The following is a 17,899-nucleotide window of genomic DNA, read 5'->3' as shown; positions in this document are numbered from 1 at the left end:
CCTACTGCCCTACTGCCCTACTGCCCTACTGCCCTACTGCCCTACTGCCCTACTGCCCTACTGCCCTACTGCCCACTCGGTCATCATGCCCTACCAATCCCCAATCTCCCCCGGCCGCTCCTGGTATGAGGACACGGCCGGCCCACGGCCCGAATACCCGGAGCTCGACGGCGACCGGACATGCGACGTCGTCATCGTCGGCGGCGGCTTCACCGGCCTGTCGGCGGCGGCGCACCTTGCCAAGGCCGGCAGCAATGTCGTGCTGATCGAAGCGCATCGTTTCGGCGACGGCGCATCGGGCCGCAATGGCGGCCAGCTCGGCACCGGTCAGCGCGCCTGGGCCGAGGAGCTCGAAGCGGAATACGGCTTTTCCCGCGCCAAGGCGCTGTTCGACCTCGCCGAAGAGGCCAAGTCGCATCTCCTCGAATTCGCCGCCGTCAACAAGATCGAGATCGACTACATGCCCGGCCAGATGTCGGTGGCGCATAAGAAGCGCTATGTCGACGATTACAAGGCGCATGCCGAGATCATGGCGAACCGCTTCGGCTATCCGCACATCGCCTTCATGGACGCGAAGGAGACGGCGGAGCGGTTGGGCTCGACGCGCTATTTCGGCGGCACCCGCGACACCGGCACCGGGCATATCCATCCGCTGAAGCTGGTGATCGGCACGGCAAAGGTGGCGGCGCAGGCGGGCGCGCAGCTGTTCGAGCAGACGCCGGCGACCGGCATCGCGTCGCTTGGCGGCAAGGTCAGGGTCACGACGCCGAAAGGCACGATATCAGCCGAGAAATGTCTGATCGGCGTCAACGCCCATGGCGGCACGCTCGAGCCGATCAGTGCCGCGCACATCATGCCGATCGGCTCCTTCATCGGCGCGACGGTGCCGCTGGGGGCTGACACAAACGTGCTGCCGGGCGGTGAGGCGGTCGATGATTCCCGCTTCGTCGTGCGCTACTTCCGCAAATCGACGGATGGGCGGCTGCTGTTCGGCGGGCGCGAGATCTATGCCGTCAACGATCCGAAAGACATCCATGTCCACATCCGCCGGCAGATCGCCGAGCTTTACCCAGCGCTGAAGGCCGTCGAGATCACTCACGGCTGGGGCGGCTATGTCGGCATCACGATGCCGAGAAAACCCTTCGTGCGCGAGGTGATGCCCAATGTGATTTCTGTCGGCGGCTATTCCGGTCACGGCGTCATGCTGTCGAACTTTTTCGGCAAGCTCTATGCCGAAACCGTTACCGGCAACCGGGACCGGCTGAGGCTGATCGAGGACCTGAACATCCCGGCCTTTCCCGGTGGTCGACGCTTCCGCGCGCCTCTGCTCTTTCTTGCGCTCAACTGGTATGCCTTGAGGGACAGGATATAACCATAGATTGCAAAATCCCTTCCAAGTTGCAGAATCTAGCGCAAAGGTGCAGAATCCGCCCGGCAAGGGCGCAGTGATGCCACAATCGCCGGCAAAGGATGCCCGCTCAGGGCAGTTGAACGGGGATTTGCGGGCCTGCCCGCGTTGGTTTGGGACCGATGCCGACCGAATGCCGGTTTTCCCGGCACAGGTCGTAAGAACGTCGGCCCGCAAATGGAGGTTGCAAGAGTGAGAGAGCCCTTCAGTTTCGGCGCGCCGGAACGACGGCGCTTTGCGATGCAGTTTGGCTACGACGTGCGGCCCAGGTTCTGGCAGCAAATCCGGTCGAACTTGCATCTGGTCATCGCCGCGTTTGGCACAGCAGCGCTGCTTGGCGTGGCCGCGGTGGCGCTATGGCTGGCATTGCCGGCCAACGAGAGACAAGCGGTCGCGAGTCCCGAGCAGATCGTTTCAAGCATTCCGGTAAAAACAACAAGGATCGTGCCGGCCGCGGCCTCGAAGGTCGCCGCGCTGCAGCAGGCTGCGAGCAAGACCGATGCGGTTTCGCCGGTGGTGGTTGCGGCGAAGGCCGAGATAACGGCGCTGGCGCCCAATGATCCTCGCTGGACAGGATCGGGATCCACATCCCGCCAGATGGCAGGCCAGGCTGAACAAACGGCAGACAAGCCGTCCACTGCGGCGGCATTCGACGATCCGGCAGCGAAAACCAAAGTGGCAGCATTGCTTGCCAAAGTTGCTGCTCCCAACGAGACGGCGACGGACGGCGCGCCAACCGCCGCCATTCCCAACCCGAAGCCGGGAGAGCCGGCGGCGACACAGAACGATGGCACCCAGGCCAAAGTCGAGGCCAAGAAAGCGAGCGCGGCAGACACCGGACGCATCCTCAGGGCCGTCACCATGCGCACCGGCCCGAAGAACAATGCGGCCGCTATAGTCACCGTTCCCGCCAAGACCTCTGTTCAGGTGATGGGCTGCAAGAAATGGTGCCAGATCGTCTACAACGGCAAACGCGGCTGGATCTACAAGAGCTTTGTCAAGACCGGCGCCTAAAGCGCGTCGCGTTTTGAATTGGATTCAGGCGACGCGCTTTAAGTTCTCGTTTTTATGCATGTCGTTATCGCAAAACCGCTGCGCACTTTTGCGCGACATGCATTAGGGCTGGTCAGGCGATCCCTCGTCGTCGCAGCACGGCTCGGATGGCTTCTGTAATACAGTCGGCCGCCGCGTCCAGCGAGGGCGATGAACCGTCAAGTCAAACTTGAAACCGACAGGGCCGGACGGCTCAGACGCAACGTCCACCGTCGACTTCCAGCGCCACGCCAGTGATAAAAGCCGCCTCGTCCGAAGCCAGCCAGAGCGCCGCGTTGGCTATGTCGAGCGGCGTCGAAAGCCGGCCAAGCGGGATGGACGCGCGGAATTTCTCGCGGATTTCGGGTGTGTCGGCGCCCATGAATTTTTCCAGCATGCCGGTCTCGCCGGCGACGGGGCAGAGGCAGTTGACGCGGATGTTCTTCGGCGCGAGTTCCACCGCCATGGACTTGGTCGCGGTGATCGCCCAGCCCTTCGATGCATTGTACCAGGTGAGGCCGGGCCGCGGCCTGATGCCGGCCGTCGAGGCCGTGGTCAGGATGACGCCGCCGCCTTGCCGGTCCATGACCGGCACAACCGCCAGAGCGGCGTGGTAGATCGCCTTCATATTGACGGCCGTGATCAGGTCGAAGGTCGTCTCGTCGACCTCGAGCATATCACCGTTGCGATGGGTGTAGCCGGCATTGTTGACCATGATGTCGATGCGGCCGAAGGCGCTCTTTGCGGCATCGACCATCTCGTCGAACTCGGAACGCAACGAGACGTCCGTCTGGGTCCAGATCGCCGCCCGGCCGACCTCGTTGGCGACGCGTTCGGCGCCCTTGGCGTTGAGGTCGGCGATAACGACCTTGGCGCCCTCCTCGGCAAAGCGCTTGGCGATACCCTCGCCGAAACCTGACGCGGCACCGGTAATGATGGCAACTTTGTTTTCCAGGCGCATGACTTTTGCACTCATGATTGAAGACGATCGCTCGGGCAGCCGCCGGCGATGGCCGCCGAAAGATCAGTATACACGCTCGATTTCTCCTTTGGCTTTCGCTTCGATCCCGCTCTATGCTGCAACTGCGAAGGCCACCCGGAACACCTCGCCGACAAGCCGCCGGGTTGCGCCAGTGTCAAGAGCATACCTCAAGGCCAATCGGCAAAAACCCATTGACCTTGGGATGTGACGTCGTGGCACTGGAAAATCTAAATCGATTAGATTATATCGACCGCGTCACAGCGACCGGCGTTAAAGCGGACAGACCATGACCAGCCAGATCATTCCCGTCGAGCCTTTCGACTTCATCATTTTCGGCGGCACCGGCGATCTGTCGGAACGCAAGCTTTTGCCGTCGCTCTATCATCGCCAGCGCGGCCATCAATTTTCCGAACCGACGCGCATCATCGGCACGTCGCGCTCGAAAATGACCGATGAGGAATTCCAGGCTTTCGCCAGGCAGGCGATTTCCGACCATGTGAAACCGGCCGATATCGATGCCACGGAGCTGAAGACGTTTCTTGCCCGGCTTTCCTATGTCTCGGCCGACGCGACCAATGGCGCGGGCTTCGACAAATTGAAGACGGCGATCGGCGACAGCGAATGCATCCGCGCTTTCTATCTGGCGGTGGCGCCGGCGCTGTTCGGCGACATCTCGCACAAGCTGAAAGAGAACGGTTTGATCACGCCGAACTCGCGCATCGTGCTGGAGAAGCCGATCGGGCGCGATCTCGCCTCGGCGCGCGAGCTCAACGATCTGGTCGGCGATGATTTCCATGAAAGCCAGATTTTCCGCATCGACCACTATCTCGGCAAGGAGACGGTGCAGAACCTGATGGCGTTGCGCTTTGCCAACGCGCTCTACGAGCCGCTGTGGAATTCCGCCAATGTCGATCATGTGCAGATCACCGTGGCCGAGACCGTCGGCCTCGAAGATCGCGTCACCTACTACGACAAGGCCGGCGCGCTGCGCGACATGGTGCAGAACCACATGCTGCAGCTCCTCTGCCTCGTCGCGATGGAGGCGCCGTCGTCGATGGATGCCGATGCGGTGCGCGACGAGAAGCTGAAGGTGCTGCGGGCGCTGAAACGCATCAACGGCAACGAAGCCCCCAAGCACACGGTGCGCGGCCAATACCGTGCCGGGGCCTCGGCCGGCGGGCCGGTGAAAGGCTATGTCGAAGAGCTCGGCAGGAACAGCAACACCGAGACATTCGTTGCGCTAAAGGCCGAAATCGGCAACTGGCGCTGGGCGGGCGTGCCGTTCTACCTCAGGACGGGCAAGCGGCTGGCGACCCGCGTCTCGGAGATCGTCATCGAATTCAGGCCAATTCCGCATTCGATCTTCGGCGAAAGCGCCGGGCCGATCTCCGCCAACCAGCTGGTCATCCGGCTGCAGCCCGACGAAGGCGTCAAGCAGTTCATCATGATCAAGGATCCGGGGCCTGGCGGCATGCGGCTGCGGCAGATTCCGCTCGACATGAGTTTTGCGCAATCCTTCGACGGCCGCGCCCCCGATGCCTATGAACGGCTGATCATGGACGTCATCCGTGGCAACCAGACGCTGTTCATGCGCCGCGACGAGGTCGAGGCGGCGTGGAAGTGGATCGACCCGATCCAGGACGCATGGGAAAGCGCAAGGCAAGAGGCGCAGGGCTATACGGCCGGCACATGGGGTCCCTCGGCCTCGATTGCGCTGATCGAACGCGACGGGCGGACATGGCACGAGAGCAATTGAACGGCGCCGCCTACAGCTGGCACGCGTTTGCCGAACGCCAGGACCTGGCGGCAGCACTTGCCGGCCACGTCGCAGGCCGCCTTACCAATGCAATCGCAGAGCGCGGCACGGCACTGCTCGCCGTTTCGGGCGGCACGACGCCGGCGAAATTTTTAGCATCGCTTTCGAATATCCCGATCGCCTGGAACAAGATCACCGTGACGCTGGTCGACGAGCGTTGTGTGCCGGCCTCGTCTCCGCGCTCCAACGCCGGGCTGGTCGCCGCCAATCTTTTGCAAAACGCGGCCGCAGCCGCACGTTTCGTGCCGCTCTACCACGAGGCAGCAAGCATCGAGGATACGTGGGAGGCTGACAGCAGGATGTTGCGGTCGCTGCCCTGGCCGCTCGATGTGGTCGTGCTTGGCATGGGAACCGATGGCCATACCGCATCGTTCTTTCCGGACGCCGACAATCTGGAAAAACTGCTCGACCCGTCCTCGGAAAGGGTGGTGTTCCCGGTCCACGCGGCAAGCGCCGGCGAACCGCGCCTGACGCTGTCGCTGGCGCGGATCGTCAGGGCCGGCTTCGTCGCACTGCACATCGAAGGCGAAGACAAGCGCAACGCATTCGAGAGCGCGATTGGATCGGAAACGCGAAAACCCATTCGTGCCGTGCTCGACACAGCCGAGAGGCCCGTAGAGGTTTTCTGGGCACCCTGATTTCAACTTGCCGAGGGGTCCCGGCAGATAGCCGGACGGTGTCTGCGGGACCTCGCCTGAAAGGACAGACACCATGACCGCGAGACGCGACATCGAAGCCATCACCGAGCGCATCCGCCAACGTTCCAGACCAGGGCGCGAGGCCTATCTCGGCCGTATCGCCGAAGCATCGCACCGCACCGCCAACCGGGCCGTGCTGTCCTGCGGCAACCTCGCCCATGGCTTTGCCGTCTGCGGCCCTTCGGAAAAGGTGGCACTTGGCGGCGACCGGGTGCCGAACCTCGGCATCATAACCTCCTATAACGACATGCTGTCGGCGCATCAGCCTTTCGAGACATTTCCCGCGCTGATCAAGGACGCGGCACGCGAGGCCGGCGGCATTGCCCAGGTCGCCGGCGGCGTGCCGGCGATGTGCGACGGCGTCACGCAGGGCCAGCCCGGTATGGAGCTGTCGTTGTTCTCACGCGACGTGATCGCCATGGCCGCGGCGATCGGCCTGTCGCACAACATGTTCGACGCCGCCGTCTATCTAGGCGTCTGCGACAAGATCGTGCCGGGGCTGGTGATCGCGGCGCTGACCTTTGGCCATCTGCCGGCGGTCTTCATCCCGGCCGGGCCGATGACGACGGGGCTGCCCAACGACGAGAAGGCCAAGGTCCGCCAGCTCTACGCCGAAGGCAAGGCGGGAAGGGCCGAACTGCTCGAGGCCGAGTCCAAATCCTATCACGGGCCGGGAACCTGCACCTTCTACGGCACGGCGAACTCCAACCAGATGCTGATGGAGATCATGGGCCTGCATACGCCCGGCACCTCCTTCGTCAACCCTGGTACGCCGTTGCGCGACGCGCTGACCCGGGAGGCGACGAAGCGGGCGCTGGCAATCACCGCGCTCGGCAACGCCTATACGCCGGTGGGCCGGATGATCGATGAACGCTCGATCGTCAACGGCATCGTCGGCCTGCACGCCACCGGCGGATCGACCAATCACACCATACACCTGATCGCCATGGCAGCTGCGGCCGGCATCGCCATTAGCTGGCAGGACATTTCGGACCTTTCGGAAGCCGTACCGCTGCTGGCGCGGGTCTATCCGAACGGCCTTGCCGACGTGAACCATTTCCATGCGGCCGGCGGGCTCGGCTTCCTGATCCGCGAACTGCTCGACGAAGGCATCCTGCACGAGGACGTCCAGACGGTTTGGGGCGAAGGGCTGCGGCCTTATGCGGTCGAAGCCAAGCTCGGCGCCGATGGCGGCGTGGTGCGCGAGGCCTCGCCGCGCGAAAGCGGCGACGCGAAGGTGCTGGCGCCGTTCAGGAAGGCGTTCCAGCCGACGGGCGGATTGAAAATGCTCTCAGGCAATCTCGGCCACGCCGTCATCAAGACATCGGCGGTGAAACCGGAGCGGCGCATCATCGAGGCGCCGGCCAAGGTGTTCGACAGCCAGCAAGGGCTCAACGAAGCGTTCAAGGCCGGCTCGCTGACCGGCGATTTCATTGCAGTCATCCGCTTCCAGGGGCCGAAAGCCAACGGCATGCCGGAGCTGCACAAACTGACCACCGTGCTCGGCGTCCTGCAGGATCGTGGCCAGCATGTGGCGCTGGTCACCGACGGCCGCATGTCGGGCGCGTCCGGCAAGGTGCCGGCGGCGATCCACGTGACGCCGGAGGCGGTCGAGGACGGGCCGATCGCCAGGATCCATGATGGCGACATCATCAGGCTCGATGCCGAGGCCGGAACGCTGGAAGTGCTGGTGCCGGCCGGCGATTTCGCGCTGCGACGGGCGGCGGACAGCGATCTTATCGCCAATGAATTCGGCTTCGGCCGCGAGCTTTTCGCTGGGTTCCGGCAAATGGTCGGCCGCGCCGATCATGGCGCCAGCGCCTTCGGGAACGACGTGGCAGAATTCGCGCTGCAGTGAAAAAGGGCGACTCGTGGCCGTCTGACACCGGCTGTCGATTGCCACGCAATTTTGCCTTTTGACCACTATGTTACCTTTGAGTCATTATTGCCTATCTCGTGACCGGTCATTCGTAGCCGATGCAGCGCGATCGAGCGCTTCTGCGTCTTCCAGAAACGGCAAAGTCCGACCCCAAGCGGAAGCTCGTCCGCCCGGCCGAATTCACGCCATGACCCACCGCGAATGGCCGCTTAGCGCCGCATGTCGGCCATTGAGTCCAGCTTTGGCGCTGCCCGAGAGCAGACATTGCCGGGTGACCATGCTGGAAGTCGTAGTCGCGCCAGAACCCGACGTCCGGCCGACGCCCGCCGAATAGCTTAATCCCAAGGATTTTATGCTCTTCGTTCGCAGCAATCCTCCGGCGACCTGAAGACACCATTCCATCGTTAAGGCAAGGACTCGCATGAGCGATGAGCTGTCATTCTTGGCCAACCGCTTGCATCTAAACAGCGGCTGCAGATTCCGAGCGCCCAGCCGCTTCCGTATCGCGGTGATCTCCTCCCCAACGATCAGCGATTTCAGCGCATGCATCATGCAGCCCTAGGTGCAGGTTCATGGTCTCGGACCGATTAGTCTTGCCAGCGGCTGCAATTGGGATCAATTTCGTGGACTGGAGATAAACATCTCCTCGCATAGCCAACTGTCTGAAGGGGAGCTGCGGCCGCAGGATCACAGGGGCAGGGAGGAAGGGATGCGAGCGTCTCGGAGCCGAGAGGGTGTATCGTTGGCCCGCATCAATGCTATGTGCAGGTTATTCCTGCTCATAGTCGCGGCGCTTGTTGTCGGTTTGCCCCAACCCGCACAGCCGACCGAGCCGGATGGCGATACGTTGAGATTGTTGCTGTGGCAAGCGCCAAGCACACTGAACCCACACCAGGCGCCGGGCATCAAGGATCAAACGGCAAGCCGTATCGTCTACGAGCCGCTGGCCAGCTTTGACGCAGAGGGCCGGCTGGTGCCCTTTCTCGCAGCCGAGATTCCATCGCTTGAGAACGGCCAGGTCGCGCCCGATGGCAGATCGGTCACATGGAAGCTTAGGCCGGGCATCAAGTGGTCCGACGGCGTGCCGTTCACCGCAAAGGATGTCCTTTTCACCTACCAATACATAGTGAACGAGGACGTGGGCTCGTCGAGCGCGGGCTCGTACAAATCAGTCGCGAAGGTGGAGGCGCTGGACAACTTGACCATCAAGGTCACGTTCAAGGACGTCAATCCCGCCTGGTCGCTGCCCTTCGTCGGCGTGCAGGGAATGGTTATTCCGGAACACGTATTCGGCCAGTACAACAACAAAGATGCCGCCAGCGCTCCGGCAAACCTCGCCCCGGTGGGCACCGGTCCTTACCGCCTCAAGGAGTTCCGGACGGAGGACGTCCTTCTCATCGGCGAGGACGTCGTCAACACGGTCAAGATCATCTTTGAGCCAAATCCCGAGTATCGTGATCGTGACAGCCTGGCGTTCAAGCAGGCCACGCTTCAGGGCGGTGGCGACGCCAGAACTGCTGCAAACGCAGTGAGCGAAGGCATCGTCGACTACGCGTGGAACCTTCAGGTCGGCGAGGCTGACCTTCGAAGGCTTGAAACCAAGGGCGTTGGTAGGGTCGATTTGTATTGGGGATCTTATGTCGAACGCATCATGCTCAATTTCACCGATCCCAGACGGGAAACCGCCGACGGCGAACGCGCGAGCGTGGAGTTCCCGCATCCAATCCTGACCGACAGGCGCGTCCGGCAGGCGCTGGCGGCCGCCGTTGACCGCCGGAAAGCTGCCGAACTGCACGGCAGGAGTGGCCGCGCCACCGCCAATCTCCTTGTCGCACCGGCCGCCTTCGCCTCGCCGAACACGAAATGGGAGTTCAATCTCGATAAGGCGCGCGCTCTGCTGGACGAAGCCGGATGGCGCGACACCGATAGCGACGGCGTCCGCGACAAGGACGGCGTCCCGCTGGCGCTGGTGTTTCAGACCAGCATCAACCCGGTGCGGGAGGCGACCCAGGACTTCATAGAGGCGGACTTCGGCTCGATCGGAGTCCGGGTGGAAAACAAGCTGATCGATTCCAGCATCTTCCTGGGGTCGTCGCCCGACAATACGAACACCAGACGGCACTTCTATGCGGACCTCGAGGAGTTCGCTTACGGCAACAAGGGCCCCGATCCCGGCAGCTACATGATCGGCTGGACCTGCGCAGAAGCAGCACAGAAGAAAAACAATTGGTCGGGAACGAATTGGGCCCGCTATTGCAATCCCGAGTATGATGCGCTGTTCCAAGCGTCAGCGACGGAAGTCGATCCGGAGAAACGGAGCGCGCTGTTCATGGCGATGAACGATCTCCTGATCGCCGATGCCGCGGTCATTCCGCTCATCGAATGGGCTTATACTTCGGGCCTGCGCAATGACATAGCCGGCTACGATCCTACCCCTTGGGACGCTGAAACCTGGGACATAGCGAAGTGGCATCGCAAGAAGTGATCGGAGGCGGCCGGGACGCAGAAGGCATCCGAGCGGACGGGAAGTCGGGGCAAATTCGGCAGTTGTACACCGCTCCCTTGGGGAAACTGACCGCTTGGGTCGCGGCCGCGCTGCGCAAGCTCAACATTGGCGGCAAGCTTACGGTCGGCTTTGGCATCCTGGTCGCTTTAATGCTGCTTGTCGTCGGGTTGAACTACCTGGGAAGCATAGCGGCCGTTCGCAACATCAACAGAACCACCGATCTCAGCGCGCCAAGCGCGGTTGCATCGGCTCGGGCCCAAGCGAATCTGCTCCGCATGCTGGGCGAGGTGCGAGGTTATCTGGCACTTGGCGACGAATCCTATCGGGATGGCTATCGGCTGGCCAACGAGGCCTTCCTTGCCGACATGCGCGAGCTCGCGGGTCTCCTGCGCGCAAAGGGCGAGTCGCCAGCCGGGCGCAGCAATGCCGAGCTCGGCATGCAAGAAATCGGTCAACTGCTGGCTGAATGGCAACCACTGTCCGAGCAGCTATTCGAACTGCGTAACGATCAGCTGCGCAGGGAACCCGCGCTCAAGATCCTTGTGAGCGACGCCAACCCGCTCATAGCGACGGTGGTGGCGTCGGCCAAAGCCATGATGCTGGCCCAGCGGAACCGTGATCCGACGGCTGCGAATACGGCGCTCCTGGCCGACCTGGCCTCGTTCCAGAGCTCCTTCTACGCGATGGTCGCTGGGCTGCGCGGCTATGTCACCACTGGACGGGAGAGCTTCAAATATGAGTATCAAGCCAACCTTAACATCAACGAAGGGGCCTGGTCCAACATCGCGAAAGAGGGCACCACGCTTGCGGCTAACCAGACTGCATTGATCGATAGAATGGCCAAGAGCCGGACTGCATTCCTCGAGCTGCCCGCGCGGATGTTTGAGGCGGTGGAGGGCGAACACGCACGCGAGGACCTTTATCTGTTCCGCACGAAGGCAGTGCCGATCGCAGAGCGCATGCTCGCGCTCCTCGACGCTGTCGCCACTCAAGAGCAGCAGCGGCTTCAAGTCGATCTCGCGGGTGGCCGGGACCAGCTCGAACGTGCGCAACAAATAATCCTGACCGTCGGGGCAGCAGCCGTTTTGTCGGGCTTGCTGCTTGGCCTGATATTCCGGGACAGTATCGCCGGACCGATCCAGCGACTGACCGGTGTCGCCGATCGCGTGCGCAGAGGCGACCTCGCGGCCCGCGCGAAGGTCGAGTCAGGAGATGAAATCGGCAAGCTCGCTGCCAGCTTCAACAGCATGACCGTGCAACTGGCTTCGAACATTGGAGACCTCGAGAACCGCCGCAGAGAGCAGGAGAACCTCGCCAGACGGTTTCGCCGCCAGAGCGAATATCTGGGCGCCTTGCATGACACGTCGCTCGGGTTGATTGCGAGGCTCGATCTTGCCGAGCTTCTGTCGGATCTCACGAGTCGAGCAGCGCAGTTGCTGGGTACCGAGCACGGCTACGTCTACCTAGTTGACGAGGCCGGTGAATCTCTCGAGCGCAAGGTCGGAGTCGGGGTCTACGCCGCGCATATCGGCCAGAGGCTGGCGATAAACGAAGGGGTAGCCGGCACGGTGTGGAATACTGGCGAGCCCCTCGTGATCACCGACTATCAGAACTGGCCGGGACGGGCCGCTGCCGCAGCGCAAATGGACATCACTATTCGGGCGATCATGGGGGTGCCGCTCAAGTCCGGCGACACGGTCGTTGGCGTGCTCGGAATTGCTTACGACGACGCCTCGGCGCTCGACTTCGGCGAGGAAGAGGTCGAGTTGTTGAAGCGCTTTGGACAGCTCGCCTCGATCGCGCTGGAAAACGCTCAACTTCACACTGCAACGGCGGCTGCCAGGCGCGAGGCAGAGGAAGCGAGCATCGCGTCGGCGAACAGAACCGCATGCTCGAATCGCTTTCCAGCAAGCTGTCCAAGTATCTCTCGCCGCAGGTTTATTCATCGATCTTCTCGGGCAAACGGAACGTCGAGATTTCTTCATCGAGAAAGAAACTCACCGTGTTCTTTTCCGACATTGCCGACTTTACCGCGACGACGGACAAACTCGAGTCCGAGGAATTGACCGAACTGCTCAATCAGTACCTGACCGAGATGGCGAAGATTGCCTTGGAGCACGGCGCAACCATCGACAAGTATGTTGGGGATGCCATCCTCGCCTTCTTCGGCGACCCCGAGACGAAAGGCACCAGAGAAGATGCGCTCACCTGCGTCAGGATGGCGATCGCGATGCAGAGGCGCATGAAAGAACTGCAGAGAGAGTGGGTGGACGCAGGCTATAAACTGCCCTTCCATCTGCGTATCGGAATCAACACCGGCTACTGCACCGTCGGCAATTTCGGCAGTGAGGACCGGATGGACTACACCATCATCGGCGGCGAGGTGAATCTCGCCTCGCGCCTTCAGGCACATGCCGATCTTGGCGGCGTTCTGCTGGCGCATGAGACTTGGGCGCTTGTCAAGGACGTCATCGAGTCAGAGGAGTTGACGCCGCTGACCATCAAAGGCTTTTCGGAACCTGTTCGGTCATATCGTGTGCTTGGAATTCGGGGCGATCAACCGACTCCCGTGCCGGTGCTCCGCCACATCCAGGAAGGATTGCGGGTCGAGATCGACGTACCCTTCCTGAAAGACGCTGGCCGAGCCGAAGCCATCAAGGTGCTCGAAGAATTTATTGCACAACTACGGACCTGAACGCTCGACACGAATGCTGAGTGCCTTGGTCGCTCGCGATATCTTTGCATACCGTTCCAGCGGTTTCGCGTCGTTCAACCGGAGTGCGCGGAGATAGCCATGTCCAGGCGTAAAAAACTCACCCACCTCAAATCGAGCAGGATCGCTCATGACGACGGCCCCCTCACGTCCGATAGCGATAACCTGCACGCGGCGCGGCCATGTCCCCGCACACTCGGCCCGCTCCTTGGCCCGCTTCAGGGCTGCCGGGCAGAGGTGCTGGCCGGCGATATGCCAAGGTCCTGGGCGGAAGATCACCGCCGCCATGCCCTATGGCGATGCGCCCCCCCGGCATGCCGATCACTGATGAGAAGTACAAGACTTGGCTGAAGCACTGCTGGCTCGACGTCGGGGACCAGGCACTGATGGGTGCCGACATGGACACCGGATGGGCACCCAACATCGACAAACCCAAGAACGGCTTCGACTTCACCCTGCACACCGAGGACAAGTCCGAAGCCCAACGCTGGTTCGATCAACCGTCTTAAGGCGGCAAGGCTGTCATGCCATTCGGCGAGACTTTCTGGTCGCCCGGCTTCGGGTCCCTGATCGACAGGTTCGGCGTCCCGTGGATGGTCAACGTCATTCCATCGGTTGACTGGAGGCCGTCGCAGGGCTGATCCCATGCCCAACAAACACCGGTAGAGGAAAGAAACCGGATGTCGGCGCCTTGGCGCCGACGCGTTTGGGCGTTAACGAGGTCGTCAACGGAACGGCTGCTTGTCGGCAACTTCGTTCCGACAGCGGACGGGCAGGTTTCGGCCCACGCCGGTCGTTCGACAGACATAACGGGGATGGCCGTTCCTGGCGCTACCTGCTCGTTCCGATCCACGAGACGAATGGCAACATTCGACTAGTTCGCGTCGACGCTGCCTGCGAGGGTAGAAAAGCGAATGCCAGTCCGATCTGTACGACCACAGCGCCGGCCGCATTCCAAGGCCAAGCTCGGCAATTGCGGGGCGTTTGCTTATCTAACGATCGGTCGATCGCGTCGATACCTTGCGCCTTCAAGGCCGTCGCGAGCAATCGACATCGGCATCGAATTGCGTCGCTACTGTACCGTCAGTTCGGCCCGCTCGCCGGCCTTGACCGTCACCGTGCCTTCCTTCGAACTGTTGTCCGACTTCTTCGAGACGACCGCATAGTCGCCGGCCGGCAGCGCCGCCTGATACTTCTCGTCATAGGCGTAACCGAGCGATTTGCGGTTGCCGTTGATGTCCTTCTTCGGATCAAAAATCTCGATCTTCGAGGCCCCTGGCGCGGTGATCGCCAGCACGCCGGCATTGATGGCGACCTTCAGATCCTGATGCTCACCGGCCTTGACGCTGAACGGCCGCTCGACGACGGCAAGGTCGACCGTCGCCGTCAGCACATAGTCATCGGGCGGCAGATCGAACTTGCTGTCGGGACCATAGGCATGAGCCACCTCTTGCCTCGTCCCGTCGATCTTCTTTCTTGCCTTGAACACCTTGAAACCGATGCCCGAACCGTCGGCCTTGTCGCCGCCAGCAATGTAGTAGGCGTTGGCAACGACATGGCCGACGCCGACGACGATATCCTTGTCGACGATCCTGCCGGCAGTGAGCGGGATGATTTCGGTGATTTCGCCCTGCCCGATCCTGACCGTCACTTTCTGGTCGCCGGCCGGCAACACGACCTTCGTGTCGCCATAATAGGTCGCGGGCGTATCGACGCCCGGATAGGCGATCACGACAGCCGCGCCATCGGCCACATCCGCCCCCTCACTTGGCCGCGGATGAATGATGAGCGTGCCGGCATTCAGCGTGACAAGGGGCTTGTAGACCTGGCCCGCCTCGACCGTGATCTTCTGTTCGGTCCTGGCCTCGCCATAGCGTGCGACGACTATGTAGCCGCCCGGCTCCAGATTGCCTTTGTAGGCTCCGTATTCGGTGGTGACGTAATCGCCGCGGGTGCCGTCGGAGCTCGCCTTGTAGATCTCCCAGGAATTGCCGTCGGTGACGGGATCGCCGCCCTCGGCGAGCACCACGGCCGGCATGAAGTTGAACTCCGGCTTTTCCGGCTCGGGGGCCGGCTGCGGCGCAGGCGCTGGTTCGAGCGCCGGTGCAGGTGCGGCGGCGATGGTTTCGACCAGCGCGTCCTGTAGGGCTTGCTCGTCGGACGCCTGGATGTATTTGCCTCCGGTGTTGTCGGCGAGGCAAGCAACCTGCTTGCCCTCGTCCGCGGTCAGGCCGAAGCCGACGACGTCTACCGTGAAGTCGACACCGGCAGCCTCCAGTTCCTTACCGAGCGCGCACGGGTCGCCTTCGCAGGTCTCGAGCCCGTCGGTGATCAGGATGACGGTTGCTTTGTCCTCGGTGTATTTCAGCGCCTCGGCCGCCTGCTTGACGGCTGATGTCAGCGGCGTCTTGCCGATGAATTTCAGGCTGTCGGCGGCAGCGGAAACAGCATCTGCCGAGCCGGCCTGCGGCGGCACGATGAGCTCGATGTCCTCGCAACTGCCCTTCTCGCGATGGCCATAGGCCATGAAGCCGATTTCCCTATCGGCGGGGACCGATTGCAGCACCGTTCGCAGCGATTCGCGGGCGATTTCAAGCCTGGGCTTGCCGTCGATCTGCGCCCACATTGAACCGGAAGCGTCGAGAACGATGATGACACGGTCGGCGGCAAGGCCGAGCGTCGTCATCCACAACAGGAGGATCGCTGCGGCGGCGCTCCGTGCAAGTCCCGCCATGAAAATCTCCCCCGTCAGTCACCGCCAGTTCGGGGAAGCTATTTGACGCCGCGTCGGGACACAAGCCCGGACGACGGGCATGGGAGGGCCGGCCACAAGCCAAACCAAGTCAATATGTCGTGCGCCGCTCCTCGGAAGGCGGCCGGCCGAATTGCAGCCGATAGCTCTGGGCAAAATAGGAGTGTGAGGTGAAGCCGGTGGCGATCGCCACGTCAAGGATCGGCATGTTGGTCTGGCGCAGCAATTCGCGTGCCCGCTCGAGCCTGAGCCGCATGTAATAGCGGCCTGGCGTCACCGTGAGGTGACGCAGGAACAGGCGCTCGACCTGGCGCACCGATAGGCCCGCCGACTTGGCGAGCTGCACCGCCGACAGCGGCTCGTCGAGATGATCGGCCATCAGCTCGACGATGCGCCGCAGCTTTTCCGATTTGCCGGTCAGGTCGCGCTCAGGGCCGACGCGCTGGCGGTCGCCGGCGGAGCGGATGCGCTCGTGCTGGAACTGGTTGGCGACGCCGTTGGCGAGGCTCGAGCCGAAATCGCCGCGCACGATCTCCAGCATCAGGTCGATGGAGGTGGTACCGCCGGCGCAGGTGTAGCGCTTGCGGTCGATCTCAAAGACATTGCCGGTGCAGTTGATGTCGGGAAACCGCTCGACGAAGCCGGCGCGGTTTTCCCAGTGGATGGTGCAGCGATAGCCTTCGAGCTGGCCTGCTTCGGCGAGCAGATAGGAGCCGACCGACAGTGCGCCGAGCGCGTTGCCGCGCCGGCCCCAGCTGCGCAGCGCCGCCAGCACCTTGCTCTTGCCGGGAAACTCCGTCGTCAGCCCGACCGAGACGAAAAGGATATCGACCGGCGGCAGATCGGCGACAGCATAGTCGATCTTGAGAGGCAGGCCGTTGGAGGCCATGACGGCATCGCCGTCGGCCGACACCGTCGTCCAGCCATAGAAGTCGTGGCCGAGCAGCCGGTTCGCCGACCGGAATGTGTCGATTGCGGCGGCCAGCGAGAACATGGAAAACTTGTCGACCAGCAGGAACCCGAACTGCCGGCCGCCTTGAACGAGATCGTTCGCGACCGGCCGCTCTAGAGCGGGATGCATTTGGGTCGAGTGGGGCATCCCGCTCTATCTCTTTATTTCAGCCGCATTTATGCAACGCCAAGTGATCCCACTCGGCTGCAAAATGCTCGGGGAACAGTGTGGTTCGGCAAAGCTGCGGCTTTCCAGGTTCAGAAAGATGGCCGTTTCAATCCGGCCGCGAGATAGGCGGAAGCTAGCGTGTTGGCCATCAGCATGGCAATGGTCATAGGTCCGACGCCGCCAGGCACCGGCGTGATGGCGCCGGCCATCGTCGCCGCTTCCGCATAGGCGACGTCCCCGACGAGGCGGGTCTTGCCTTCGCCCTTTTCGGGCGCCGCGATGCGGTTGATGCCGACGTCGATGACGGTGGCACCTGATTTGACCCAGTCGCCCCTGATCATTTCAGGTCTGCCGACAGCGGCAATGAGAATGTCGGCGGTGCGCGCCAGTGCAGCCAAGTCCTTGGTCCGGCTGTGCGCAATGGTCACGGTGCAGTTGGCGGCAAGCAGAAGATTGGCCATCGGTTTGCCGACAATATTGGAGCGGCCGACGACCACCGCATTGAGCCCGGAAAGATCCTTGCCGCGCACACGCTCGATCAGCAGCATCGAGCCGGCCGGCGTACAAGGCACGAAGGCCGTCTCCAGTTCGCCGGTGCCGAGCTTGCCGACATTGATGAAGTGGAAGCCGTCGACATCCTTTTGCGGCGCGATGGTCTGGATCACCTTGCCCGCGTCGATGTGGCCAGGCAGCGGAAGCTGCACCAGGATGCCGTTGATGGCCGGATCGGCGTTGAGTTCGCCGATGATATCAAGCAGTTCCTGTTCGGAGATCTCGGCGGGAAGCGTGTGCTGGACTGAATGAAAGCCGCATTCCTTGGCGGTGCGGGATTTGGAGGCGACGTAGACCTGGCTGGCCGGATCCTCGCCGACGATGACCACTGCGAGACCGGGCTTCAGCGCGCCCTTTCCCAACAGTTCGGCCGTCAAGGCCTTGACGCGCCGCACCACGTCTTCGGCGACGTTCTTTCCGTCAATCAACTCGGCCATGAAC

The 17,899-nt window shown here is 62.4% G+C and carries 12 protein-coding genes and 1 pseudogene; 9 read left to right on the top strand and 4 right to left on the bottom strand.

Annotation, left to right across the window (positions count from 1 at the left end; genetic code table 11):
• Positions 1-85 precede the first annotated feature (85 nt).
• A complete protein-coding gene (locus ACWUKX_RS01220) occupies positions 86-1,372 on the top strand; it encodes an NAD(P)/FAD-dependent oxidoreductase (protein WP_456003095.1) in 1,287 nt (428 codons plus the stop codon).
• A 228-nt stretch (positions 1,373-1,600) separates the two neighbouring features.
• Positions 1,601-2,422, top strand: coding sequence for an SH3 domain-containing protein (locus ACWUKX_RS01215; RefSeq protein WP_456003093.1), 822 nt, complete (start codon positions 1,601-1,603; stop codon positions 2,420-2,422).
• A gap of 232 nt (positions 2,423-2,654) precedes the next feature.
• Here ACWUKX_RS01215 and ACWUKX_RS01210 read toward each other — a convergent pair whose 3' ends face one another.
• On the bottom strand, positions 2,655-3,401 hold the full coding sequence (locus ACWUKX_RS01210; protein WP_456004046.1) for an SDR family oxidoreductase: 747 nt from the start codon (positions 3,399-3,401) through the stop codon (positions 2,655-2,657).
• A 307-nt stretch (positions 3,402-3,708) separates the two neighbouring features.
• On the opposite strand from ACWUKX_RS01210, the gene zwf reads away from it, so the two are divergent.
• From zwf to ACWUKX_RS01175, 7 genes and pseudogenes are all read left to right on the top strand, one after another.
• Positions 3,709-5,178, top strand: coding sequence for a glucose-6-phosphate dehydrogenase (gene zwf, locus ACWUKX_RS01205; protein WP_128343173.1), 1,470 nt, complete (start codon positions 3,709-3,711; stop codon positions 5,176-5,178).
• Positions 5,160-5,876 carry a 6-phosphogluconolactonase gene (gene pgl / locus ACWUKX_RS01200; RefSeq protein ID WP_456003091.1) on the top strand — a complete coding sequence of 239 codons (717 nt, stop codon included), beginning with the start codon at positions 5,160-5,162 and terminating at the stop codon, positions 5,874-5,876. Before zwf ends, pgl begins: the two co-directional genes overlap by 19 nt.
• Positions 5,877-5,949: 73 nt before the next feature.
• Positions 5,950-7,794, top strand: a complete 1,845-nt coding sequence (gene edd, locus ACWUKX_RS01195) for a phosphogluconate dehydratase (protein ID WP_456003089.1) — start codon at positions 5,950-5,952, stop codon at positions 7,792-7,794.
• 868 nt (positions 7,795-8,662) lie between these two features.
• Entirely contained in the window at positions 8,663-10,300 is a 1,638-nt protein-coding gene (locus ACWUKX_RS01190; protein ID WP_456003087.1) for a peptide ABC transporter substrate-binding protein, read from the top strand.
• Positions 10,282-12,387, top strand: coding sequence for a GAF domain-containing protein (locus ACWUKX_RS01185; protein WP_456003085.1), 2,106 nt, complete (start codon positions 10,282-10,284; stop codon positions 12,385-12,387). Before ACWUKX_RS01190 ends, ACWUKX_RS01185 begins: the two co-directional genes overlap by 19 nt.
• On the top strand, positions 12,324-13,016 hold the full coding sequence (locus ACWUKX_RS01180; RefSeq protein WP_456003083.1) for an adenylate/guanylate cyclase domain-containing protein: 693 nt from the start codon (positions 12,324-12,326) through the stop codon (positions 13,014-13,016). Before ACWUKX_RS01185 ends, ACWUKX_RS01180 begins: the two co-directional genes overlap by 64 nt.
• A 200-nt stretch (positions 13,017-13,216) precedes the next feature.
• Positions 13,217-13,675 (top strand): annotated as a pseudogene (locus ACWUKX_RS01175) (VOC family protein).
• Between the two features lie 431 nt (positions 13,676-14,106).
• Here ACWUKX_RS01175 and ACWUKX_RS01170 read toward each other — a convergent pair.
• The 3 genes from ACWUKX_RS01170 to folD all read right to left on the bottom strand — a co-directional run bounded on the left by ACWUKX_RS01170 (position 14,107) and on the right by folD (position 17,895).
• Positions 14,107-15,768: a vWA domain-containing protein gene (locus ACWUKX_RS01170; RefSeq protein WP_456003081.1), complete on the bottom strand. Its 1,662-nt coding sequence runs from the start codon at positions 15,766-15,768 to the stop codon at positions 14,107-14,109.
• Between the two features lie 109 nt (positions 15,769-15,877).
• Positions 15,878-16,885 carry a GlxA family transcriptional regulator gene (locus tag ACWUKX_RS01165; RefSeq protein ID WP_029348464.1) on the bottom strand — a complete coding sequence of 336 codons (1,008 nt, stop codon included), beginning with the start codon at positions 16,883-16,885 and terminating at the stop codon, positions 15,878-15,880.
• A gap of 110 nt (positions 16,886-16,995) precedes the next feature.
• On the bottom strand, positions 16,996-17,895 hold the full coding sequence (gene folD / locus ACWUKX_RS01160) for a bifunctional methylenetetrahydrofolate dehydrogenase/methenyltetrahydrofolate cyclohydrolase FolD (RefSeq protein WP_456003079.1): 900 nt from the start codon (positions 17,893-17,895) through the stop codon (positions 16,996-16,998).
• Between the last annotated feature and the right edge of the window lie 4 nt (positions 17,896-17,899).

The sequence above is a fragment of the Mesorhizobium sp. f-mel genome (genome assembly GCF_053850215.1).
This window is presented reverse-complemented; position numbering and strand designations above follow the sequence as displayed.

What these genes read in the sequence shown, in the direction of transcription:
- ACWUKX_RS01220 (WP_456003095.1), top strand. Translation starts at nt 86, where the DNA reads ATGCCCTACCAATCCCCAATCTCCCCCGGCCGCTCCTGGTATGAGGAC.
- ACWUKX_RS01210 (WP_456004046.1), bottom strand. Translation starts at nt 3,401, where the DNA reads ATGCGCCTGGAAAACAAAGTTGCCATCATTACCGGTGCCGCGTCAGGT.
- zwf (WP_128343173.1), top strand. Translation starts at nt 3,709, where the DNA reads ATGACCAGCCAGATCATTCCCGTCGAGCCTTTCGACTTCATCATTTTC.
- pgl (WP_456003091.1), top strand. Translation starts at nt 5,160, where the DNA reads ATGGCACGAGAGCAATTGAACGGCGCCGCCTACAGCTGGCACGCGTTT.
- edd (WP_456003089.1), top strand. Translation starts at nt 5,950, where the DNA reads ATGACCGCGAGACGCGACATCGAAGCCATCACCGAGCGCATCCGCCAA.
- ACWUKX_RS01170 (WP_456003081.1), bottom strand. Translation starts at nt 15,768, where the DNA reads ATGGCGGGACTTGCACGGAGCGCCGCCGCAGCGATCCTCCTGTTGTGG.
- ACWUKX_RS01165 (WP_029348464.1), bottom strand. Translation starts at nt 16,885, where the DNA reads ATGCCCCACTCGACCCAAATGCATCCCGCTCTAGAGCGGCCGGTCGCG.
- folD (WP_456003079.1), bottom strand. Translation starts at nt 17,895, where the DNA reads ATGGCCGAGTTGATTGACGGAAAGAACGTCGCCGAAGACGTGGTGCGG.